This is a genomic window from Ruegeria sp. CDSB013 (assembly GCF_059611165.1).
The window spans coordinates 1-21,661 of the sequence record NZ_JBXWPA010000020.1 but is presented as its reverse complement, the minus strand read 5'-3'; the positions used below and the strand labels follow the sequence as shown (position 1 = coordinate 21,661).

The following is a 21,661-nucleotide window of genomic DNA, read 5'->3' as shown; positions in this document are numbered from 1 at the left end:
ACAGAGCACTTATACCCATTGGGCAAACAAAGACGTGACCACAACACGGCGGGGCAGATGGGTCTTTTTCAATTGATTCTCGCGGCGATTATTCAGGGTATCACTGAGTTTTTGCCGATCTCTTCATCTGGTCATTTGATACTGCTACCCAGCCTGACCGGACTGGACGATCAAGGCCTGGCCATCGACGTGGCCGTGCATGTGGGCACTTTGGGCGCTGTGATTCTGTATTTCTGGTCCGATGTGAAACAGGCGGTCTCCGGACTGCCGCAGGCGTTGACCGGACGGGCCGACACACCACAGGCGCAGCTGGCCATGGGTCTGATAGTCGCCACGATTCCCACCGTGATTGTCGGGGCTATTCTGTTCAAAACCGGCCTGATCGAGGCGTTTCGGTCAATGGCGGTCATTGGCTGGACCATGCTGGTTTTTGGCCTCGTTCTGTATTGGGCCGATCAAAAAGGGCCGCAGACCAAAGAAGCAAGCGAATGGGGTCTGCGCGATGCGTTGATCATGGGGCTGTGGCAGGTTCTCGCCCTGATACCGGGAACATCCCGATCGGGCATTACGATCACCGGCGCGCGCCAACTGGGCTATACGCGAGAGGATGGCGCGCGGATCGCGATGTTGATGTCGATCCCGACCATTCTTGCCTCAGGCGTTTTGTTGTCGGTTGACGTGATCCGCGAAGCAGACGCCCAATTGGCCCGAGACGGGGCAATCGCGGCCTTCTTTGCTTTTATCTCAGCTCTGCTGGCTCTGACCCTGATGATGCGCCTGCTGCGCAGTGTCAGCTTTACACCTTATGTGATCTACCGCGTGATCCTGGGTGCCATCCTGCTTGCAATCGCCTATAGCTGATCAGGTCCGCAGATTGTTGGCCGAGTTCTGGATGTCGTCGTACTGACCCGAGGGACGGAACTTCCACAGGTAATCTGGCAGTACGGATTCCAGTGTCGCTGGCTCGATCCCAAGATCGGTAAATCCTTTGGCCCCGTCGGACACAATATTGTCGCGGCGCAGGTTTTTCAGCTGATCGCGCGTCAGGATGTGGTTCGGGAACAACTGGAAGCTGGCGAATTTAACAATGTCCAACACGCCAGCCATTATGCGGGCCACAAAGAAGGGCATTCCGATGATCACTCGGCGTCGGTAAATCACATCAAGCATCTGCTGCATCAACGCGCGAAAGGTTTTTACCTCCGGCCCGCCCAATTCGTACACACCGGGCTCAGCGTGACCCAAAACACCCTGAACGGCTGCCTTGGCCACGTCATCCACATAGACCGGCTGGAACTTGGTTTCAGCTCCGACCAGCGGCAGGAAAGGTCCCATCCGGGTCATCCCGGCAAACCGGTTGAAGAACTGGTCCTCGGTCCCGAAAATTACAGACGGCCGCAGGATGATTGCATCTGGCATATGGGTCAGCACACCGGCCTCACCATGTGCCTTGGTTCGCGAATAATGACTGTCGGACTCGGCGTCCGCTCCGATGGCTGAGATATGCACCATCCGAGAAATACCCTGTTCGGCCGCCAAACGCGCGATCCGCTCGGCCCCATCGGCCTGCACGGCGTCAAAGGCGTTCTTGCCCAGCTCGTTCAGCACGCCGACGCAATTTACCACCGCGTCTGCCCCGTGCATTGCAGCAGCGACCGAGGCATCATCACGGATGTTGCACAAAATGGGTTCGACCTGGCCGACCACACCGTAGGGCCTGACGAACATCGCCTCATTCGGACGCCGCACCGCCACCCGGACACGCCACCCTTCATTCGCCATGCGCCGCGTAATATACCGACCGACAAATCCCGATCCGCCATAAATCGTGACCATTTTAGACATGAGAGGGCTCCTGCTTGTGGGTCCTCTTTCGATGTAGCTCTCTGAGCCTTTTCAAACAAGGCGCAATAACGCCGCGCACCAGCGAAAAAACCAACCAATTCAAGCTGAATTTGGATGCGAGGAAAAAACTTTCAAAAATCTTCCCGAATCTGGTTGACCCTTCCAGCCAGTGGGCTTAAACGCCCCTCCACGACACCTGCCCAGGTGGCGGAATTGGTAGACGCGCTAGCTTCAGGTGCTAGTGTCCGTATGGACGTGGAGGTTCGAGTCCTCTCCTGGGCACCAAATCCCCTTAAAATCAAACCACTGATATTCTCTTACCGGAATTGAGTTTCCGTGGGATGTGATCTGACGCGGGCCGGTCCATTCACCGGCCCTGTCACGCGCCTTAAGTGACGGATTGTTCTGAAACAACTTCGCCAAACCGGGTAAAAAATTTGCCCGACAGCTTTTTCGCCGTACCAGCGATTAGGCGGCTGCCCAGTTGGGCGATTTTTCCACCAACCTCGACCTTGGCTGTATAAGCCAGAACGGTTTCGTCCCCATCTTCAGTCAGCGTCACGTCTGCGCCACCCTTGGCAAATCCGGCGGCACCGCCCTTGCCTTCCCCGGTCAAGGAAAACTCGTCCGGTGCATTGGCAGTGTCCAGCGTCACAGCGCCCGCAAACCGGGCTTTGACGGGGCCGATTTTCAAGACCACCTTGGCCTCCAGATCTTCGGGTGAATTTTGGATCAGCTCTTCGCACCCTGGGATGCATTCCTGCAGGATTTCGGGATTATTCAGAGCCTTGTATACAACATCCCGCGGCGCAGAGATGCGGACTTCGTCACTCAGTTCCATTCAACTTTCCTTTGTTCAACAGCATCTTGGATAAACCAGAAGCGCGGTCTCTGTCGCCTCTTCCGGAGTTTGTTCGGGACGCGCGGGCCACAGGAACCTCAGGCGTTTAAGCACGTTTCTCATCATGGGACTCCGTTTTGGATTTGTCACTGTTTCGCCAAAGCACAATTTCGGCCAGAATCGACACGGCGATCTCATGCGGGTCGATTGCGTGAATGTTCAGACCTGCAGGAGATTTAAGCCGCCCCGCTCTTATCGGGTCCATCCCCTGTGCTATCAGTTTGGCCACCAGCGTTTCGGCCTTGCGGTGGCTTGCAACCATCGAAACGCGTTTGGCATCCGTTCGCAGGGCAGCGGCTAAGGCGGCAGCATCCCCCTTTCCTTGCGAGGCAACAACAACGAAGTCCTGTGGCTCGATTCCAATACCTTCGGTTGATTCCACGTTGAATCGCCGGAAATCTCCGTCTGTTTCGGCCGCTTCGCTTAGAACAACCCGGAAGCCGGCCAGCGCCCCATGTGCCGCCAGCGCAGTTGCAATCGGCGACTCGCCAAATATCACCAGACGCGGTGCATGCTGATACGGCTCGACAAGCAGATCGACTGTGCCACCCGAAGGGCATCCGCTTTTGAACGTCTGAACACCGTCAGGATCGGTCATGTTCACCACCTTTTCCGAAGGTTTGACCCGGATCATTTGCGGCGCACCACTGGCCAACGCCTGCTGGGCCGAGGATCGAACCGCACGTTGAACGCAGCCCCCGCCCAAATGGCCCAGGATCCGTCCATCTTTTGTAATCGCAGCCTTGCCCCCGGCTTTCGCCGAAGTTGCATCCGCAGTCCGCAACACCGTGGCCACGCAAAAGGCTTCATCAGTTGTGCGCAGCTGCTCAATCGTGTCGAATATGTCGAAGCTTGCCATGTGGGCTCCATTCACAGCTTACGGAATTGCGGCTCCAGCGCCGCCAGCGCATCAAGCGTGTTTGCGGGCCGGTGCGCGTCCAGATACGGCTCAGCTGCCTGCATTGCGGCGGCAATGGGCTGGTAGTCGCGCCAACCCTTCAGCGGGTTCAGCCAGACGATCCGTCGCGCCTTGCGTCGAATCCGGGCCAATACATCGCCCAACGCTTGCGGGTCCGAGCTGCAATACCCGTCAGACAGGATCAGTACGATGGTCCGACCGTTCAGTGCGCGCGCGCCATATCCATTTAGAAAATGCTCAAGACTGCCTGAGATATCCGTGCCTCCGCCAAACCCTTCGGCCATCAGCGACAGCCGCCCTGCTGCGCGCAGCGAATCGTGGTCGCGCAACGCATCCGTGACGCGCATCAAGCGCGTATGGAACAGATACGCGTCCGCCTCTGTTCCACTGCCGATCAGACCCTTGAGGAAGGCCAGAAAAACCCGCGAATATACCGTCATCGAACCGCTTACATCGCACAGTGCAACGATCCGCATCGGACGCGGTGGGCGGGCGCGACGATACAGGTCCATCGGCTCGCCGCCTCGTGCAAGGCTGGCGCGCTGTATGCGACGCATGTCCAGAGCAGGCCCCCTTAGCGCTTTTTTCCGCCGGCGCGAGCGGCGGTCGCGGATGGCGCGCGCCAGAGCAGTTGCGGCCTGTTCGGCCTGCTTCAGCGCGTCTTCATCCATCAGCTCACGCAAATCCCGACGCGACAGGTTGGCCGTACGGGTCGCAATCAGTTTCCCGTCTCTCCCCACGGCCTCCCCGTCGCCAGGATCAGGGGTTACGTCCTGATCCGGCGCGGATCCGGCCTCCTGAATGTCTCGGCTTTCTTGCTGCCAGATCATCGGCTTGGCGGATTGCACCCGAACATGCGTGGTTTGCGCCATTCCGGTCCGTTGTTTCCCGGCATTTAGCCAATATGCATCGAAAAGATCGTCAAACCGTCGCCAGTCTTCCGCGTCACCGGCCAGCAATACACACAGCGCTTGCCTGGCCTGCGGCAAATCCGTTGCCTCAACTGCCGCCAGAACCGCCAACGCATCCCCGGTCTCTGCCGGTCCGACGCGCATCCCGTTCATACGCAAATGCGCGATGAAGCCGGACATGCGATCCGCCAAACCAGACGCGCGAGAGGGGAAGCGTGTGACCTGCATCACGCCACCTTTCCAATCAGGCGATCCATCACTTCAGGCGGGGCCGCGTCATAATCGGCTGCGGTTTTCAGAAGACAGACAAGAGTCGCCTGAACCTCTTCGCGGGACTTCGCCATGTCGTTAACACCCATTCCTGAAAGGGCTGCCGCCCAGTCCAGCATCTCGGCAATGCCGGGAGTCTTCTCCAAGTCTTCTTTGCGCAAAGCCTGCACGACGCCAACAATCTGGCGTGCCAACTGCCCTTCAACCTGGGGCATGCGGGCTGTCAAGATTGCTATTTCGGTTTCACGCGACGGGTAGTCAAGGAAACTGTACAGGCACCGGCGGCGCAGTGCATCGGACAAGTCCCGCGTGCCATTCGCCGTCAGAATAACGGTCGGCTTTGTACGCGCCGGGATCGTGCCCAGTTCGGGAATTGTGATTTGGAAGTCCGAGAGGATTTCCAACAAATACGCCTCGAACTCTTCGTCGGCCCGGTCAATTTCATCAATTAGCAAAACCGGAGGGGCATCTTGCGAAATGGCCTCTAACAGGGGACGTTTCAGCAGATATTCATCTGAGAAAAGCTGTGCTTCGCTCGTTCCACCCTGTGCCTCGCTCGCTCGGATCGCCAGAAGCTGACGCTGATAGTTCCATTCATAAATGGCATGACTGGCATCGAGCCCTTCATAACATTGCAGCCGGATCAGCCGGGCGTCCTGCCACGCGGCCAGGGCCTTTGCCACTTCGGTCTTTCCAACGCCAGCAGGACCTTCCAACAACAATGGCCGCCCAAGTTGCTGTGCCAAATGCAGCGCCATCGCCAACCGGTCATCGGAAACATAGCCCTGCGCGGCCAATCCGTTCTGAACATCACTCAAAGTCAAAACCAGGATCCAATCTTCATCTGGCCAAAAATATCCCGGGGGAGGTTAGGAGGGGGTTCTACCCCCTCCGTTCGGTCGGGCCGGCAACAGCCGGTTCGAAACCGTTTACCCGTGCATCCCCAACCCGTTGGCGATCTTCCAGATCCGCCAATGATCATGCGGCATATGGCTTTGCACCAACCCAAAGGGCCGGAACGCATCATGCACCGCGTTCGAGAACGCAGGCACGCCGCCGACATTCGGACTCTCGCCCACGCCCTTGGCACCGATCGGGTGGTGCGGAGATGGCGTGACCGTGTGATCGGTGGTGTAGTTCGGCGTCTCCCATGCCGTAGGCAGGAAGAAGTCCATCAGCGTCGCGGTCTTGACGTTGCCCATCTCGTCATAGGCAATCTCCTGCCCCATCGCGATGGCCAGCGCTTCGGTCACACCGCCATGGACCTGCCCTTCGATGATCATCGGGTTGATCCGCGTGCCGCAATCGTCCAGCGCATAGAACTGCCGAACATCCCATTCCCCAGTATCCACGTCGATCTCCATGACACAGATATAGGCCCCGAAAGGGTAAGTCATATTTGGGGGGTCATAGTAGCTGACGGCCTCCAGACCGGGTTCCAGCCCCGGAATAGCCTGGTTGTAAGCGGCAAAAGCGATCTCTTTCATGGTCTTGAACCGCTCAGGCGCGCCTTTGACGGCAAACCGATCGACATCCCATTCGACATCATTGTCATGCACCTCGAGCAGATAGGCCGCGATCATCTGCGCCTTGGCGCGGATTTTGCGCGCGGCCATGGCTGTCGCAGCACCGGCAACCGGTGTGGACCGAGACCCGTAGGTCCCAAGGCCATAAGGCGCGGTGTCGGTGTCGCCTTCCTCCAGCGTGATGTCATCGGCTGGCAGGCCGATCTCACTGGCGATGATCTGGGCAAAGGTCGTGGCGTGGCCCTGACCCTGGCTGATTGTCCCCAGCCGCGCGATGGCGGAACCCGTCGGGTGAATCCGGATTTCGCACGAGTCGAACATGCCCAGCCCGAGGATATCACAGTTCTTCACCGGTCCGGCCCCGACGATTTCGGTGAAATGCGTCAGGCCGATGCCCAGCAGTTTGCGAGTCTTACCAGCCTTAAAATCCTCGATCCGTTGCGCCTGTTCTGCGCGCAAGCCGTCATAATCGACGGCCTTCAGTGCCTTGTCCCAAGCGGTGTGATAGTCGCCCGAGTCATATTCCCAACCCAGCGCCGATTGATACGGGAACTGATCTTTGCGGATAAAGTTGATCCGGCGCAGCTCAGCCGCGTCCATGTTCAGCTTTATGGCCAGAACCTCGATCATACGTTCGATGAAATAAGCAGCCTCGGTCACCCGGAACGAGCAACGATAGGCGACACCGCCCGGTGCCTTGTTGGTGTAAACCCCATCCACAGCCAGATAAGCGGTGGGAATGTCATACGACCCGGTGCAGATGTTCATGAACCCTGCTGGAAACTTGGTTGGGTCCGCACAGGCGTCAAATCCACCATGATCCGCCGTGGTATGACACCAGAGGCCAGTGATTTTGCCATCCTTGGTTGCCGCGATCTTGCCCTGCATCCAGTAGTCCCGCGCAAACGCGGTGGACATCAGATTTTCCATCCGGTTCTCGACCCATTTCACCGGCTGCCCGGTGACAATCGAGGCGACAACCGAGCAGACATAGCCCGCATAGGCGCCAACCTTATTGCCAAAGCCACCGCCAATATCAGGGCTGATAACCCGGATATTGTGCTCGGCCAGACCCGAGATTAGCGACACAACAGTCCGGATCGCGTGAGGGGCCTGGAAGGTGCCATAGAGCGTCAGCTTGCCGGTCACCTTATCCATCGACGCGACACAGCCGCAGGTCTCCAACGGGCAAGGATGCGTGCGGTGGTAATAGACCATCTCTTCGGCCACGACATCGGCCTCACCCAGAACCGCTTCGGTCGCGTCCTTGTCGCCCTGTTCCCAAGTGAAGATGTGGTTGTGGTGCTTTCGCGGCCCATGTGCGCCCTCTGTCTGACCCGCAAGGTCTTCGCGCAGGACGACATCTGATTTTAGCGCCTCGAACGGGTCGGTCAGAACGGGCAGCTCTTCATAGTCAACCTCGACCAGCTCGGCTGCATCCGCCGCGATATAGCGATTTTCAGCGACGACATAGGCAACTTCCTGGCCCTGGAACAGAACCTTGCCATCGGCCAGCACCATTTGCATGTCGCCCGCCAGCGTCGGCATCCAGTGCAGACCCAACGGCGCGAGGTCTTCGGCAGTCAACACAGCAACAACGCCAGGTATCGCCAGCGCAGCCTCTTTGTTCACGCTGACGACGCGGGCATGGGCATAGGGAGAGCGGACAAAGGCGCCAAACAGCATCCCGTCCATCTTGATGTCATCGACATAATTGCCCTTGCCCTGGGTAAAGCGCACATCTTCGACGCGTTTGCGCGAACTGCCCATCCCTTTGAGATTGGCGACGCGTTCTTCGGGGGTCATGGTTTGATCGTTCATTCCGCGGCCTCCTTCTGAGCGTTCAGCATGTCAGCCGAGGCCGAGATCGCCTTGACGATGTTCTGATACCCGGTGCAGCGGCACAGGTTGCCCGCCATACCAAAGCGGATTTCCTCTTCGGTCGGGTTCGGGTTTTCCTGCAACAATCTGTGCGCACGGGTGATCATGCCCGGCGTGCAGAAGCCGCATTGGAGCCCGTGATGTTCGCGGAACATCTCTTGCAGAACCCCAAGGCTTCCATCGTCATTGGTCAGCCCTTCAACAGTGGTGACATCGGCGCCGTTCACCTGTGCCACGAATGTCGTGCAGGATTTGACGGACTTGCCATCGATATCCACGGTGCAGGCGCCGCAATGACTGGTCTCGCAACCGATATGAGGACCGGTGATTTTCAGATCTTCCCGCAGGAAGTGGATTAGCAGCGTGCGCGGCTCGGCCAGACCTTCGACCTGTTTGCCGTTCACTGTTAGTTTTACGTGCATTTTTGACATGGTTGTTCCTCCCCTCAACTCGCGCGGCTTTGCGCACGGTCGATGGCACGGCGCAGCATCACGGCGGCCACGTGTTTTTTGAATTCGACTGGGCCGCGATTGTCGGCCACCGGGTCGATTGCTTCGAGCATCGCGGCGACGCAGCCGCTGACGTCTCCGTCGGCCAGCGCATTGCTTGCGCTTTCGGACCAGACGGGCGTGTCCGCAAGGTTGGTCATCGCGACCGAGGCCTGACCGTTGCCAACCATCACCGCAGCCGCGGCTGTCGCGTAATCGCCGATCTTACGTTTCTGCTTTTCGTACGCCTGACCCACCCCGGCGCCCGGCACGGGGATCGAAATCCGCGTCAGGATTTCCTCATCCTCACGCGCAGTGAAGTACGCGGCCTCATAAAAATCCCGTGCTGCCACACTGCGGGTGCCGTCAGGACCCGATAGTTCAAACGTGGCGTTCAGGCATTGCATCAGGCCCGGCATATCATTGCCCGGGTCGCCATTGGCGACGTTCCCACCAACAGTGCCAACATAGCGCACTTGAGGGTCCGCGATCTGCAAGGCCGCCTCGCGGATCAACGGAACGGCTGAGGCCAGACCGTCATGCGTGATAAGTTCATGCTGGGTTACCATCGCGCCGAGTGTGACAGTGTCAGAACCGACCTCGATGCCCTTCAGCTCATCAATGGCTTGCAGATCAACCAGATGGCCCATCTCAGCCATGCGCAACTTCATCATCGGAATCAGGCTGTGCCCGCCTGCGATCACGCGCGCCTCGTCTCCATGTTCCTGCAAAATGCCAATGGCCGAGGCGATATCGCCTGGCCGGTGATACTCAAAACCGGCTGGTATCATGTTTTTCCTCCCTGGGTCCGGACGTTGTGCCTTGGGGGACCTGCGGTAAGAAAAGTACGGTAAGCTTGGCCATTCCAGCCAGTGAAAACGGGGCGCGCAGCTTGTTTCACCAAATGCGAATGGGCTGCACGAACTGCGACTACAGGCCCAGCGCTTCGCGTATGTCTGTCAGACGTGATCTGCTGACCGGCACCTTGGTCAACGCATCGACCCCGTCGAAGTAACAAGTGCCGTTGTCCTTGTGTCTTTCAAACCGCGAGACATGTTTAGGGTTCACCAGATAACTGCGATGAGCCCGCAAAAACCCGTCAGGCACCAGGCGCGATTCAGCTTCGGTAATAGACCACGGGCAGAACAGTTTCTCGGCGTTCATGTAGAGAACGGTATAGTGTCCTTCGGCCCGGATGGCGGCGATATTGGAAGGCTGGGCGAAAAAGGTTTGTCCTTCCCGCTCAAACGGAACCCCGGCCCGCAATGTGGGCTCTGGTTCCGGGGCAGGTGCTGGCGCGCTGGGCAATACGTCTGCTGCCGCAGGTTCGATGAAGGTGATGCCCGTTAGCAGGAATGCACCACAGATCAGGAACACGGAAACCGTGACCCCCATCGCCAGCACCTGATTGTTTAGCGCGGGTCCGGCGCGACCGGCGGTATCGCTTGCGACAAAGTCAGTCAGGCCGGTGGCGACGAAATGCATGGTGAAGACCGCCAACCCGAAACACACCGTTCCCAGCAGAATATTGCGTTGCGTTCGGTTGTCATAGGCCGCCCAGATTGCCAGCACCGACAGAACGACCGAGGCTAGGGTCGAAATCACCACGTCCCAAACATTGTAAACGGGGCGGCACAGCTCCATCCCGGCCATGCCGACGTAGTGCATGACAACAATCCCCAGACCCACGATCACGCCCGCACCAACAATTGTTCCCATTGTGCGGGGACGGAAATGCAGGATCAGCAGCGCAAGGCCAACCATCAGGATCGCGACCAGGGCTGAGATCAGGGTGATCAAAGCATCGTAGTAAAACAGGATCGGCAGTTGCAGGCCCAGCATGGCCACGAAATGCATCGACCAGATGCCACCGCCCAGAATGATCGCAGCCAACGCCACGACCAGTTTGCGTTTCTGATCGTCGAGTTTTGAGGCCCCATGCGTCAGATAAAGCCCTGTGAATCCAGCCATCATCGCAACAGCCAGAGACGCCGCCACAAGCCAAGCGTTATGAGAATAGTCCAACATTTGGATTTACACGCCCTCCCCGACGCGTGGGTGACGTTAGCAAACGGAATTGATTGCGACAATTGATGTTGGAAAGGAATTCCAACAGCATCGGTGCCGGTTTCAGTTTTTACCGACCCGTCGGGCTTAGGTGGCGGTCTTATTACTGAATAACGGCATCTTCCCATGCAGAAAGAAACTTTGTTCGTTTCAACCCGTCAAGAAAGGTCAGTAACGCGGGATCAAGTCCGATTGTCTCGCGCCCGTCAGAACCATCGCCTGGCTGCAAAAGAGGAAGCGGGCTGGCCCCTTCGACCACGGCTGGTCGCTCAGTTACGAGGTAACGTAACAGCATCTCCGCAGCTTTGGGTTCTGGGGTGGCATTCGAAACCATTGCCGTGCGCATCATAATTGTTTGAAAATCAGACGGTAACACGACCTCAAGTGCGTCTTTGCCCTCGGTGCGGACGGCGGCGTAACTGCCCAGAACATTGTAAGCAACCAGGATCGAGCCATCCGCTAGGTCATTGATCATTTCGCCCGAACAGCAATAAAGCCGCACATCCAGGCCGCCCATAACCTCCATCAAGCGCCAATACGTCTCAGACGCGCGCGCATCCTGGGTTGCAAACAGATATCCCAAACCAGACTGGCGCACGTCATAGGTGCCGACCTTGCCGCGAAATTCTTCGGGTCGTTTGCGCAAGGCCTCGATCAGACCTTGCCGGGTTTGGGGGATAGGCTGCCCTTCAAACGCAGCTCGGTTGATCACGATTGTCGCGGGTTCCGAGGTGAATGCGAAAAGGCTGTGGTGCCATTGTGCCCAGTGTGGCACCTGTACATCGTCAATAGGCAGGGCAAAGCCGTCATTTGCCAACTTCAATTGCAGGTCCATGGCACTGGAAATGATCACGTCGAAGGCATCGGGCGTTGCGCGGACCCGCCTGTTTATGTCAGCGGTTCCGGAAACGAGGTATTCGACACTAACCATAGGGTTTTCAGTGACAAAACCCTCGATCACCGGAGCGAACAAAACAGTATCGGTGCTGGAAATCACACGAAGGCTTGGTCCTTCGGCGCTTTCATTAAAGACCAGACGGTCTTCCCAATCGTCGGCCCATCCGAAGCAGGGAACAGCCAACAATATTAAAGCGATAAGATAACGCATGCGCCCCCCTTTGATCGGTTTTTGAGGATCAACGAACCTCCATGCGCCGTTGCCACATCCTGCGCGATCGTCAACCCCAGCCCGGACCCGATGGTCCCAACCGCGTTTTGTCCGCGTTCGAACCGGCGCGTCAGCGTAGCGATTTCATCGGGCGGAAAGCCAGGACCCGAGTCGCGCACCTGTATCTGGGGTTCGGGATGCGCGATGATCGTGATCTCAACAGCGCTGTCAGATGGCGCGTATTTCATCGCGTTATCAACCATATTTCGCACAGCATTCTGGATCAGAATCGGATCACCCGAATAGGGAACTGACGGCTCACCCGTCAGGGAAAGTGTCAGTTCTTTCATTTCGGCAATCGGGATCATGCGCTGCACCAGATCGCGGATCAGGACGACCAGATCAATCTCTTCCCGCTCCAGATGGTCCGCCCGAAAGGTTATCATGGCGTGATCCAGCAACTGCCCCGCCGCGCGCGAGCTTTCGTCGATGGCCCGCACCATGGCCTTTAAGGCCTCGCGGTTATCTTCGCGTTCAACACGATGAAGGGTTGCTTCGGCATATGACCTGACGGTCGCAAGCGGCGTTCGCACCCGGTGTGCGGCTTCGGCGATGAAGTCCTCGGATTGGCTAAGCGATTGGTCCAGACGACCCATGAGCGAGTTCAGCGACGTCACCAGCGGTGCCATCTCTTTCGGTACGGGTTTTTTGAACGGACTTAGATCCTGCGGACCTCTGCGTGTGACCGAGGTCGTCAGTTTGTTCAACTGGCCGATCGTTGAGGATGTCACCCAGAACGATAGCGCGGCGGTCAGCAGAAAGAACCCGATCCCCAAATATGCCGCGTTGCGTGAAATCTGGTCCAGCGTATCCGACAACGCGTCTTGTGTTTGCCCCAACGCGACCTCAATCTCAGTCTGGCGGCCCAACCCGACAAGCGTTCGGCTGGCGCTGACCTGGCGGATGCGTTCGCCGCGCACCTCGCCGGTTTGAAAGGCCCATCTACCTTCAATCGGGCCATCTGTTAGGCTCAGATCATCGTAGCCGGACAGGAATTCTCCATCCTGATAAATGGCATAGAACACCCGGTCATCCGACGGCGTGCTGAGCATAGAAAACGCGGCATAGGGGATGTCCACCTCAAGCTGACCATCCCTGAGTGCGGCAGCATCAAGGATCGAAGAGACGGACGCCCCCAATATATCGTCCTGACCCTGCTGGGCGACCTTTGCAGCATAGCTGCGCACCGTCAGGAACAAGAGGATCGCCAGGACCGCCGCTCCGCCGATCAGCGTCAACACCAGCCTATTTCTTAGTGATCCCGAAACGGTTGGGCTAGTCGTCATGATCCAACCTGTATCCCAGCCCGCGCAACGTAGTGATTTTCATGCCGGATTTTTCAAGATGCTTGCGCAGGCGTCCGACGTAGACCTCAATCGCGTTGTCCGACACGTTGTCATCATAAGAAAACAACCTGTCCGCCAGCTTCTGCTTGGAAAACACCTGACCCGGCGCGTTTATGAACAGCTCGATCATTCTCAACTCGCGATTTCGTAGAGAGAGCGTGACACCATCGACGGTCAAATGACCAGCAACCGGATCAAAGATAATTCCGCCAACTTCAATCGTCGACTTTGAGCTTCCGGACTTCCGACGCAGAACAGCGCGGCAGCGGGCCTCAAGTTCAGCATGATCGAAAGGTTTGGTGACGTAGTCGTCCGCCCCCAGATCGAGCGAACCGATTCGATCCGAAACCTGACTGCGCGCGGTCAGAACGATCACCGGCGTGTCCAAACGGCTTGCGCGGTGCTGCCTTAGGAACTCGCGGCCATCCCCATCGGGTAACATGATATCCAGCAGGATAAGGTCGTATTCTTCGGTCGCAACAAAGGCGCGCGCATCCTCTAAATTTGCTGCGTGATCAACAACATGACCATCCAGCTGCATGCGGGAACTGATCGCGTTCGCGAGGTCGAGATTGTCTTCGACAAGCAGAAATTTCATGGGCGGAAATCAGTTTCTTTTTGCATGACAGGTTGATGTCAGGTTGGCGTGTTTAGGTGCAGGATAATCTGTGCCGCTGAGCGGCCAGTTGTCAAATGGGAGGACATAATGAAAACATTTAACCTGGGCCGTCGGGCCCTGATCGCAGCTGTTGCAGCAATCGGTCTGGTTGGACCTGCCGCATCCGAAGAAGTCGTCGACAGCATCCACTTTCTGATCCCCGGCGGCGCCGGCGGTGGCTGGGACGGAACCGCCCGGGGAACGGGCGAGGCCCTGACCAATGCAGGTCTTGTGGGCACAGCGTCCTACGAAAACATGTCGGGCGGCGGCGGTGGCAAGGCCATCGGCTTCCTGATCGAAAACGCAGACAGCAACCACGGCACACTGATGGTCAACTCGACCCCCATCGTGATCCGCTCGCTGACTGGCGTGTTCCCACATAACTTCCGTGACCTGACGCTGGTTTCAGGCACAATCGGCGACTACGCGGCGATTGTTGTGGGCAAAGACAGTCCTATCAACTCGATGGCGGACCTGCTGGCCGCCTATGACGCTGATCCGGGTGCGACCGCAATCGGTGGCGGCTCGGTTCCGGGCGGCATGGACCATCTGGTCGCTGCAATGGTTATGGAAGCCGCTGGCAAGGACGCGCTGGGCGTTAAATACATCCCTTATGACGCGGGCGGAAAAGCTATGGCTGCCTTGCTGTCGGGTGAGATCGCCGCACTGTCGACCGGTTTCTCGGAAGCCGTCGATCTGGCCAACGCGGGAGAGGTTAAAATCATTGGTGTGACCGCAGAGGAACGCGTTGATGCAGCACCTGACGCACAGACCATGAAAGAACAGGGCATCGACACCACTTTCGTGAACTGGCGTGGATTCTTTGCTGCCCCCGGCCTGCCCGAGGACAAGCTGGCCGCTTATCAGCAAGCCATCGCCAAGATGTACGATACGCCCGAATGGGAAGAGGTTCGTGCCCGTAACGGCTGGGTCAACATCCACAACTCGGGTGCCGATTTCGAAGCGTTTCTGGAAGGTCAGGAACAGCAGATCAGCGACCTGATGAAGAAGCTGGGCTTCCTCTAAAGCAATCTACGGCAGAGCGTTCGGTCGCTCTGCCGTCCCAATGAACCAAGACACATGGGAGGGGACGTTATGGCGCTGGATCGCTGGATCGCGCTTATTTTGCTGGGTGTTTGCCTGACATATGGGTACACCGCCTGGTTCACGATGGATGGAAGTCTTCCTCCTTTCATGCAAAGAAATCCGATCTGGCCCAGCACGTTTCCAAAGGTGCTGTCTATTCTGGGCGTGGTCGCGTGTTCAATCATCCTGCTTGGCTTGGAAAAGAGCGAAGTCAAAGAGGCCGATATCGATTACCGCAGACTTGGGGAGTATCACCTGGGTCAGGCAATTTCTCTTCTTGTGCTGATGGTTGTCTATGCCCTGTGCCTGCGCCCGGTCGGTTTTCTGATCGCGACATCCAGTTTCCTGATTCTCGGGTCCTTCATTCTGGGCGAACGCAAGTGGCACATCATGCTGCCTGTCGCGTTCGTGGCAACCGGATCCGTCTGGTATCTGGTTCAGGAAGTTCTTGGAATTTATATGCGCCCCCTGCCGGGCGTGTTCGGAGGCTGACATGCTAGAAGGACTTCTGATCGGCCTGCAAACGGCATTCTCAATTCAAAACCTGCTGATGGTCGTAGCCGGATGCCTGATCGGCACGTTTATCGGCATGCTTCCGGGTCTGGGCCCAATGTCGATCATCGCAATCATGATCCCGGTTGCAATCTCGATGGGCGATCCATCCGCCGCACTGATCCTATTGGCGGGGGTTTATTATGGCGCGATCTTTGGTGGTTCGACCTCGTCCATTCTGTTGAATGCGCCGGGGGTCGCGGGCACCGTGGCCTCAAGCTTTGATGGCTATCCAATGGCCCGGCAGGGCAAAGCGGGCAAGGCCCTGACCATCGCGGCAATCGCCAGTTTCGCAGGCGGCACGATAGGGGCAATTTTGCTGATGGTCTTTGCTCCGGCACTGTCTTCGGTCGCTCTGCTGTTCCATTCCGCAGAATATTTCGCATTGATGGTGGTGGGTCTTTCGGCCATCGCAGCCTTTGCCGGTTCGGGGCAAGTGGCCAAGGCCATCATCATGACGACCATGGGATTGATCATGGCCACCGTCGGAGAGGGGGCGCTGTTCAATCTTCCGCGTTTCACAATGGGCATCATGGACCTGCAATCCGGGTTTGGCTTCATCACCCTGGCCATGGCGATGTTCGCCCTGCCCGAAGCGTTGTTCCTGGTGCTTAAACCCAAGGACCTGAAAGGTGATGACGGCAAGATCAAGGATCTGCGCATTACCAAGGCCGAGGCGAAGGCCATCACCCCGGTCATCGGTCGCCAATCGGTGCAGGGCTTCTTTATCGGCGTCCTGCCCGGCGCGGGCGCGACAATTGCCAGTTTCCTCGGCTATGCGGTGGAACGGAACATTGCCCCCAAGGATGAGCAGGAGGAATTCGGCAAAGGCTCGATCAAAGGTCTGGCCGCGCCTGAATCGGCGAATAATGCGGCTTGCACCGGATCTTTCGTGCCGCTGCTGACACTGGGCATTCCCGGTTCCGGAACGACCGCGATCCTGCTGGGTGCCTTGATTGCCCTGAACGTCACCCCTGGCCCGCGCCTTATGCTGGATGAACCTCAGATCTTCTGGGCGGTGATCATGTCGATGTTCATTGGCAACCTCGTCCTGCTGATCCTGAACCTGCCGCTGATCCCCTACATCGCCAAAGTGCTGGCAGTTCCGCGCAACTATTTGATCCCGTTCATTTTGTTCTTCACGCTGATGGGCGCCTATATCGGGCAGAACAATGCCACCGAATTGCTGATCCTGGTGGGTTTCGGCGTATGCGCAACGGCCTTGAAGTTCGCTGACTATCCGCTGGCACCCCTGCTGATCGGGTTCATCTTGGGCGGCATGATGGAGGATAACTTTTCGCGCTCGATGCAGCTGTATGATGGCATCGCGTTTATCTGGGAACGTCCGATGACCTTGGGACTGCTTGCCATTGCCGTTCTGCTGGTTCTGCTGCCCAGCTACCGCGCACGTCGTGCACGGGCACGGGCCGCTGGTGTGGCTGATGGGGACTGAACCGCTCAGGGGTGTTCGGGTTCTTGATCTGACAAACGTGCTTGCTGGCCCGTATTGTTGTTACCAACTGGCTCTGATGGGGGCCGAGGTGATCAAGGTCGAACGCCCCAATAGCGGTGATCTGGCGCGTGTACTTGGGGCTGACCCTGACCGGAACAACGCCGGTATGGGGATCAGTTTTCTGGCGCAGAACGCGCAGAAGAAATCGGTCACGCTGGATATGAAATCCAGTCGGGGCAAGGCTCTGCTAAAGCAGCTTGTTAAAACGGCGGATGTTCTGGTTGAAAACTTCCGGCCCGGCGTGATGGATCGGTTGGGTCTGGGGTATGACGTTCTTCGTACCGAAAACCCTGCCTTGATCTATTGCGCAATAAGTGGGTTCGGGCAGGACGGTCCGCGCCGCGACGACCCGGCCTATGACCAGATCGTTCAGGGCATCAGCGGGGTCATGTCGATCACCGGCGCACCAGACACCGCGCCCTACCGCGTTGGCTATCCGCTGGCTGATACGGTCGGGGGGCTGACGGCCGCCTTTGCGGTGAGTGCCGCATTGAACGCAAATCCCCGTGGCGCGTTTCTGGATATTGCCATGTCCGAGGCCGTGATCTCGACCATGGGATGGGTTGTGTCCAACTACCTTGTCGGCGGTGTGATGCCCGGCGCGCATGGCAATGAAAACACAACCTCGGCACCGTCCGGTACCTTCGCCACATCCGACAGCCCGATCAACATCGCCGCCAATCGCGATGAACAATGGCAGGCGCTTGCCCGGCATCTTGGCCGCGAGGACCTGTTTGATGACCCTGACTATACAACACGCGAAGATCGCAAACGAAACCGCCACGCTTTGCGGGGTGAGCTGGAGAAATCCCTGAAATTGCGTCCCGCGAGCGAGTGGGTCAGCGAATTGAATGGCTTGGGCGTTCCCACGGGGCAAGTGCTGACAATCCCCGAGGCGTTGGCGGACGAACAACTCTCTAACCGGGGGCTGATTGGATCTCTGCACGTGCACGGAGAGGACATGCAGCTGGCAGGCAGCCCCGTGGTGATGGACGGGCAGCGAAATTTGCCGAAAGTCTCACCGCCGGAATTGGGCGCGGACAACGATTCAATCTGGTCCGAACTTGGCTTGTCACCGAATGAGATCAAGGAGCTGGCTAAGGATGGTGTGATATGAGCGATGTTTCCGACTGGTGGAGCACATCTATCATTGACATGGAACCCGGACGCATCGCCCTGCGCGGTGAACCCATCGAGGACCTGATCGGCAACCTCAGTTTCGCTGAAATGATCTGGTTTCTGGTTCGCGGCAACCGCCCGTTACCCGCACAGGCAGATCTGTTCGAAGCGGCCCTGGTTGCCGCCGTGGATCATGGACCACAGGCACCTTCTATTGCGACGGCTCGGATGGCAGTGACCTGCGGTTTGCCTTTGAACAACGCAATGGCCAGCGCGGTGAACATGCTGGGCGACATCCACGGCGGCGCCGGTGAGCAGGCGGTTGAGCTGTATCACTTTGTCGGGTCCCACTCGGGCGGGATCGGTGCAGCGATTGACAACTGGATCGACGACCACGGAAAGATACTGCCGGGTTTCGGCCACCGGTTTCACACACCGACCGATCCACGCGCACCGCGACTGATGGCTCTGGTCGCTGAGGCCGTAGAACGCGGCGCCTGTGACGGACGTTTCCGGAAAATCGCGTTGGATATCGAAGCAGAGCTTGCACGTCGCAAAGGCAAACCCGTCCCGATGAACATCGACGGGGCCACGGCTGTCATCTACGCAGAGCTTGGGTTCGAACCACCGCTTGCGCGTGGTTTGTTTTGCCTCTCCCGGTCAGTCGGCATACTGGCACATGCGTGGGAGCAAATGCAGCAAGGTGGCCGCAACAAAGGCCCCACACCTCCGACGTACCGCTGGACTTATGTCAGGAACTCGCCTGAGGAATAGCGCGTCAGGCCTGTTTCTCGACCACGGGTTCGACGTCGGGGCGGACTGGTTCCACATCCAATTCGATGATCTCGGGATCAACCGGTTCCTCGACGTCTTCCACTTCAACCTCGACCTCAGCTTCCGGCTCGCTGCTGTCTTCCAACGCACCAACGATCAGAGGCAGCATATGGACACCCGTCGCGCTTGCGATTTCCGGCGTTTGCGGTGTTTGCCAGCTTAGCGTGTCAAAGCTGCTGCAGTTCTGACAGACCGGAGCCCACTCGGGCTGAATGTCATGACAATTGTCGCAGACCCATTGTGGCCCGCGCGGAGCAGTCAGCGCCTTGGCCAGCCAACCCTGTACCACTGCGTCCGAGGACCCCTCGCCCCGTTCAATAGCGGCCATCAACGTGTAACCGCGCGCATCCGCCTGCTTTTCGACCACATCGCCCAGCGCGCGGCGCGCCTCGGGGAAGTCTTCGGCCACGATGTTCAGCTCCGCCAAAATCAGACGGGTTTCCATATTCTCAGGGTGAATGCGGGTTAGCGCGGTAAAGCGTTTGATCCGTTCATGTGGCGTTTCATCCGGCGCAATCTCGGCAAAGACATGGGCCAGATCGGGGTGCGGCTGCACCTCCCACGCTTTTTTCAGGATCTTGGTCGCATTGCGCGGTTTGCCTTTCTCGATATAGGCGCGCGCTGCCATTGCAGCCGCCGGCACCAGATCAGGAGACAGGCGGTTCGCCTCAATCGCGCGCTCTTGCTGTTCAACCGTGGCGTTCTCGTCCAGAATCCCCTTGGCCTCGGACAGGGCCAGCACAGCATCACGGCGCTTGAACACGTCACGCGGCAGGTGGCCGGATTTCAACTTGGCTGTCAGTGTCGACCGCGCGCCTGCCCAATCTTGCGCCTTGGTCTGCAGACCCAGCAGAATGTCCTGTGTTTCCAGATGACGCGGTTTCATCGCCAACGCTTTTTCGGCCAGTTTGCGGGCGGTTTCGTCATCCCCTTCGGCCAGTTTCTGCTTCATGATCCCGCGCACACCGACAAAGCGAGTTGCATTATCCGTCACCAGTTTCTTGTAGGTGTCAGCCGCCTTTTGGGTATCGCCGTTCATCTCGGCAGCCTGGGCCACCAGCAGGTTGGTCAGCTCGGGTTTGTTCAAAAGCCGCTCCGCCTTGGTGGCCTTGTTCAAAGCCACACGACCTTCGCCCGAGGCCAGCGCCATCAGCCCATCAGACAACGCTTGATAACCGCGCTGCTCGCGGCTGCGGTCGAAATAGCGCGACAGGGCGGTTTCGTCCCCGTTGAGGAACTTCAGCGTGGCGATCAACAGGGTCAGCAGCTTGAACAAAAGCCAAACTGCAAAAACCAGAACGCCCAGCGCGATGACCGATTGCAACGGCCCCAGAGTGTACTCCGTCCCGCCAGCTGTGATCTGTACACCACCGCTGGTTTCCATGAGGAGCCCGGCACCCACGGCCAGAAGACCGATAATCGCAACAAAAACTAGAATCTTAAACAGTGACCACAGCATGGCAGGTCCTTCAGTTCGAGTTCACGCTAGGCTGAAGCGCATTGGCAGCATCCACCGCGGAAACCCGCGCCTGTGCTGCCTGCTCCCAATCAGCCATAGCTGCCTGCGCCGCTTCGGGCAGGGATTTAAGTTCGGTCAGGGCCGTTGAGACGTCGCCACTGGACAGAGCCGACTCGGCACGAGACAGGATCGCATCCGGGCCATCGCCATCTTGTGGGGTGACCGAACGCGCCCCGGTCTGTCGCTGCAGGAATGCCACCAGACCGGTGGCTTTGTCCGCATCCCGTGCCTCCGCCAACGCGGTTCGCGCAGCAGGTGAGAACGATGCCCGCAAGGTCGATACGCTTGCAACGCCCTTATCGGCAGGGCCCGATAGCGCCTCAGGCACATCAACGCCGCCTGCCTTCAGTTCGGCGACAAGGTCTGCGTAAGGCTGACCAGCATCCAGTTGACCATGCAGGCGCGACAGGATCGCCGCGTTGGTCGCTGCCAGAGCCTCTGCCGAGGCTTTCGCCTCAAGCGTTTGTGCGTCCGACACCATTTTTTCCACTTCGGCCCGCTGCGCCGCCAGTGAGTCCTGTAATTTCTTCAGTTCGGCCTCAAAGGCTGCCGACGCTTCGGGGGACGCGCCTTGGGTCAGCGCGTCGCTTTCAATTTTACTTAGGCGGCTGGCCAAAGGATCAATCTTGCCCGCCAACTCATCGACACTGGATTTGAGCGTATCCAGATCGGAGGTGATCGGTGTCACCTGATCGGTCAGCGCTGCAATCTTGCTGTCGACGCCAGATGTGTCGGACAGGGACTTGGTTAGTGCCTCGATCTGTGTGGACTGATCGTTGAGCTTCGCCTCAAGCGTGGTAAGCGCATCTGTATCGCCAGATCCAAACAAGCCCGCGCTGCCAGCTGCAAATCCAATTCCCGCCGCGATCACACCACCGAGCAAAGCGGGGACAAATCCACTGCGTTTTTCTTCCTGCTGCGGCTCTTCACGATGCGCTTCTTCCGGCGGAGCAGAGTTCTCTTCCTGGGTCAATTCCACAGCGGCTTCGGCTTCGGCTTCGGCTTCGGCTTCGGCTTCGGCTTCGGCTTCGGCTTCGGCTTCGGCTTCGGCTTCGGCT

General features: G+C 58.2%; 20 protein-coding genes and 1 tRNA gene. 7 read left to right on the top strand and 14 right to left on the bottom strand.

Annotation, left to right across the window (positions count from 1 at the left end):
• Positions 1-57: 57 nt before the first annotated feature.
• On the top strand, positions 58-861 hold the full coding sequence (locus AC2FJF_RS22840; RefSeq protein WP_496727321.1) for an undecaprenyl-diphosphate phosphatase: 804 nt from the start codon (positions 58-60) through the stop codon (positions 859-861).
• On the opposite strand, the gene AC2FJF_RS22835 is transcribed toward AC2FJF_RS22840, so the two are convergent.
• On the bottom strand, positions 862-1,845 hold the full coding sequence (locus tag AC2FJF_RS22835) for a complex I NDUFA9 subunit family protein (RefSeq protein WP_496727319.1): 984 nt from the start codon (positions 1,843-1,845) through the stop codon (positions 862-864).
• A 198-nt stretch (positions 1,846-2,043) separates the two neighbouring features.
• On the opposite strand from AC2FJF_RS22835, the gene AC2FJF_RS22830 reads away from it, so the two are divergent.
• A tRNA-Leu gene (locus tag AC2FJF_RS22830) sits at positions 2,044-2,130 on the top strand.
• A gap of 103 nt (positions 2,131-2,233) precedes the next feature.
• On the opposite strand, the gene AC2FJF_RS22825 is transcribed toward AC2FJF_RS22830, so the two are convergent.
• From AC2FJF_RS22825 to AC2FJF_RS22775, 11 genes are all read right to left on the bottom strand, one after another.
• Positions 2,234-2,686, bottom strand: a complete 453-nt coding sequence (locus AC2FJF_RS22825) for an SRPBCC family protein (protein ID WP_058279316.1) — start codon at positions 2,684-2,686, stop codon at positions 2,234-2,236.
• 106 nt (positions 2,687-2,792) lie between these two features.
• Positions 2,793-3,605 carry an XdhC family protein gene (locus AC2FJF_RS22820; protein WP_496727317.1) on the bottom strand — a complete coding sequence of 271 codons (813 nt, stop codon included), beginning with the start codon at positions 3,603-3,605 and terminating at the stop codon, positions 2,793-2,795.
• A gap of 11 nt (positions 3,606-3,616) precedes the next feature.
• Positions 3,617-4,804: a vWA domain-containing protein gene (locus AC2FJF_RS22815; RefSeq protein ID WP_496727316.1), complete on the bottom strand. Its 1,188-nt coding sequence runs from the start codon at positions 4,802-4,804 to the stop codon at positions 3,617-3,619.
• Positions 4,804-5,670 carry an AAA family ATPase gene (locus AC2FJF_RS22810; RefSeq protein WP_496727315.1) on the bottom strand — a complete coding sequence of 289 codons (867 nt, stop codon included), beginning with the start codon at positions 5,668-5,670 and terminating at the stop codon, positions 4,804-4,806. The genes AC2FJF_RS22815 and AC2FJF_RS22810 overlap by 1 nt, the downstream gene beginning before the upstream one ends.
• Before the next feature lie 105 nt (positions 5,671-5,775).
• Entirely contained in the window at positions 5,776-8,193 is a 2,418-nt protein-coding gene (locus AC2FJF_RS22805; protein ID WP_496727314.1) for an aerobic carbon-monoxide dehydrogenase large subunit, read from the bottom strand.
• Positions 8,190-8,684 carry a (2Fe-2S)-binding protein gene (locus AC2FJF_RS22800; protein WP_155149197.1) on the bottom strand — a complete coding sequence of 165 codons (495 nt, stop codon included), beginning with the start codon at positions 8,682-8,684 and terminating at the stop codon, positions 8,190-8,192. The genes AC2FJF_RS22805 and AC2FJF_RS22800 overlap by 4 nt, the downstream gene beginning before the upstream one ends.
• 14 nt (positions 8,685-8,698) lie before the next feature.
• Entirely contained in the window at positions 8,699-9,532 is an 834-nt protein-coding gene (locus tag AC2FJF_RS22795) for an FAD binding domain-containing protein (RefSeq protein WP_496727313.1), read from the bottom strand.
• A gap of 139 nt (positions 9,533-9,671) precedes the next feature.
• A complete protein-coding gene (locus AC2FJF_RS22790) occupies positions 9,672-10,769 on the bottom strand; it encodes an MHYT domain-containing protein (protein ID WP_496727312.1) in 1,098 nt (365 codons plus the stop codon).
• 142 nt (positions 10,770-10,911) lie between these two features.
• Positions 10,912-11,916: an ABC transporter substrate-binding protein gene (locus AC2FJF_RS22785; RefSeq protein WP_496727311.1), complete on the bottom strand. Its 1,005-nt coding sequence runs from the start codon at positions 11,914-11,916 to the stop codon at positions 10,912-10,914.
• Positions 11,895-13,262 (bottom strand): sensor histidine kinase, encoded by a 1,368-nt coding sequence (locus AC2FJF_RS22780; protein WP_496727310.1) that lies wholly within the window; start codon positions 13,260-13,262, stop codon positions 11,895-11,897. Before AC2FJF_RS22780 ends, AC2FJF_RS22785 begins: the two co-directional genes overlap by 22 nt.
• Positions 13,252-13,920, bottom strand: a complete 669-nt coding sequence (locus AC2FJF_RS22775; protein ID WP_282154090.1) for a response regulator transcription factor — start codon at positions 13,918-13,920, stop codon at positions 13,252-13,254. The genes AC2FJF_RS22780 and AC2FJF_RS22775 overlap by 11 nt, the downstream gene beginning before the upstream one ends.
• A 108-nt stretch (positions 13,921-14,028) precedes the next feature.
• Here AC2FJF_RS22775 and AC2FJF_RS22770 point away from each other — a divergent pair, with 108 nt between their 5' ends.
• From AC2FJF_RS22770 to AC2FJF_RS22750, 5 genes are all read left to right on the top strand, one after another.
• The gene (locus AC2FJF_RS22770; RefSeq protein ID WP_496727309.1) at positions 14,029-15,006 is read left to right on the top strand and encodes a tripartite tricarboxylate transporter substrate binding protein; all 978 of its coding nucleotides are present in this window, start codon (positions 14,029-14,031) and stop codon (positions 15,004-15,006) included.
• A 69-nt stretch (positions 15,007-15,075) separates the two neighbouring features.
• On the top strand, positions 15,076-15,558 hold the full coding sequence (locus AC2FJF_RS22765) for a tripartite tricarboxylate transporter TctB family protein (RefSeq protein ID WP_496727345.1): 483 nt from the start codon (positions 15,076-15,078) through the stop codon (positions 15,556-15,558).
• A gap of 1 nt (position 15,559) precedes the next feature.
• Positions 15,560-17,071 (top strand): tripartite tricarboxylate transporter permease, encoded by a 1,512-nt coding sequence (locus AC2FJF_RS22760; protein ID WP_058275183.1) that lies wholly within the window; start codon positions 15,560-15,562, stop codon positions 17,069-17,071.
• Entirely contained in the window at positions 17,061-18,248 is a 1,188-nt protein-coding gene (locus tag AC2FJF_RS22755; RefSeq protein ID WP_496727308.1) for a CaiB/BaiF CoA transferase family protein, read from the top strand. Before AC2FJF_RS22760 ends, AC2FJF_RS22755 begins: the two co-directional genes overlap by 11 nt.
• On the top strand, positions 18,245-19,024 hold the full coding sequence (locus AC2FJF_RS22750) for a citryl-CoA lyase (protein WP_496727307.1): 780 nt from the start codon (positions 18,245-18,247) through the stop codon (positions 19,022-19,024). The genes AC2FJF_RS22755 and AC2FJF_RS22750 overlap by 4 nt, the downstream gene beginning before the upstream one ends.
• 4 nt (positions 19,025-19,028) lie before the next feature.
• On the opposite strand, the gene AC2FJF_RS22745 is transcribed toward AC2FJF_RS22750, so the two are convergent.
• The gene (locus AC2FJF_RS22745) at positions 19,029-20,543 is read right to left on the bottom strand and encodes a heme biosynthesis protein HemY (protein WP_496727306.1); all 1,515 of its coding nucleotides are present in this window, start codon (positions 20,541-20,543) and stop codon (positions 19,029-19,031) included.
• Positions 20,544-20,553: 10 nt separating this feature from the next.
• Positions 20,554-21,661, bottom strand: a 1,108-nt coding sequence (locus AC2FJF_RS22740; RefSeq protein WP_496727305.1) for a COG4223 family protein, incomplete at its 5' end; no start/stop codon positions are given.

Bases quoted from the DNA above. Each gene is read 5' to 3' on its own strand.
- AC2FJF_RS22840 (WP_496727321.1), top strand. From the start codon at position 58: ATGGGTCTTTTTCAATTGATTCTCGCGGCGATTATTCAGGGTATCACT.
- AC2FJF_RS22835 (WP_496727319.1), bottom strand. From the start codon at position 1,845: ATGTCTAAAATGGTCACGATTTATGGCGGATCGGGATTTGTCGGTCGG.
- AC2FJF_RS22825 (WP_058279316.1), bottom strand. From the start codon at position 2,686: ATGGAACTGAGTGACGAAGTCCGCATCTCTGCGCCGCGGGATGTTGTA.
- AC2FJF_RS22820 (WP_496727317.1), bottom strand. From the start codon at position 3,605: ATGGCAAGCTTCGACATATTCGACACGATTGAGCAGCTGCGCACAACT.
- AC2FJF_RS22815 (WP_496727316.1), bottom strand. From the start codon at position 4,804: ATGCAGGTCACACGCTTCCCCTCTCGCGCGTCTGGTTTGGCGGATCGC.
- AC2FJF_RS22805 (WP_496727314.1), bottom strand. From the start codon at position 8,193: ATGAACGATCAAACCATGACCCCCGAAGAACGCGTCGCCAATCTCAAA.
- AC2FJF_RS22800 (WP_155149197.1), bottom strand. From the start codon at position 8,684: ATGTCAAAAATGCACGTAAAACTAACAGTGAACGGCAAACAGGTCGAA.
- AC2FJF_RS22795 (WP_496727313.1), bottom strand. From the start codon at position 9,532: ATGATACCAGCCGGTTTTGAGTATCACCGGCCAGGCGATATCGCCTCG.
- AC2FJF_RS22790 (WP_496727312.1), bottom strand. From the start codon at position 10,769: ATGTTGGACTATTCTCATAACGCTTGGCTTGTGGCGGCGTCTCTGGCT.
- AC2FJF_RS22785 (WP_496727311.1), bottom strand. From the start codon at position 11,916: ATGCGTTATCTTATCGCTTTAATATTGTTGGCTGTTCCCTGCTTCGGA.
- AC2FJF_RS22780 (WP_496727310.1), bottom strand. From the start codon at position 13,262: ATGACGACTAGCCCAACCGTTTCGGGATCACTAAGAAATAGGCTGGTG.
- AC2FJF_RS22775 (WP_282154090.1), bottom strand. From the start codon at position 13,920: ATGAAATTTCTGCTTGTCGAAGACAATCTCGACCTCGCGAACGCGATC.
- AC2FJF_RS22770 (WP_496727309.1), top strand. From the start codon at position 14,029: ATGAAAACATTTAACCTGGGCCGTCGGGCCCTGATCGCAGCTGTTGCA.
- AC2FJF_RS22765 (WP_496727345.1), top strand. From the start codon at position 15,076: ATGGCGCTGGATCGCTGGATCGCGCTTATTTTGCTGGGTGTTTGCCTG.
- AC2FJF_RS22760 (WP_058275183.1), top strand. From the start codon at position 15,560: ATGCTAGAAGGACTTCTGATCGGCCTGCAAACGGCATTCTCAATTCAA.
- AC2FJF_RS22755 (WP_496727308.1), top strand. From the start codon at position 17,061: ATGGGGACTGAACCGCTCAGGGGTGTTCGGGTTCTTGATCTGACAAAC.
- AC2FJF_RS22750 (WP_496727307.1), top strand. From the start codon at position 18,245: ATGAGCGATGTTTCCGACTGGTGGAGCACATCTATCATTGACATGGAA.
- AC2FJF_RS22745 (WP_496727306.1), bottom strand. From the start codon at position 20,543: ATGCTGTGGTCACTGTTTAAGATTCTAGTTTTTGTTGCGATTATCGGT.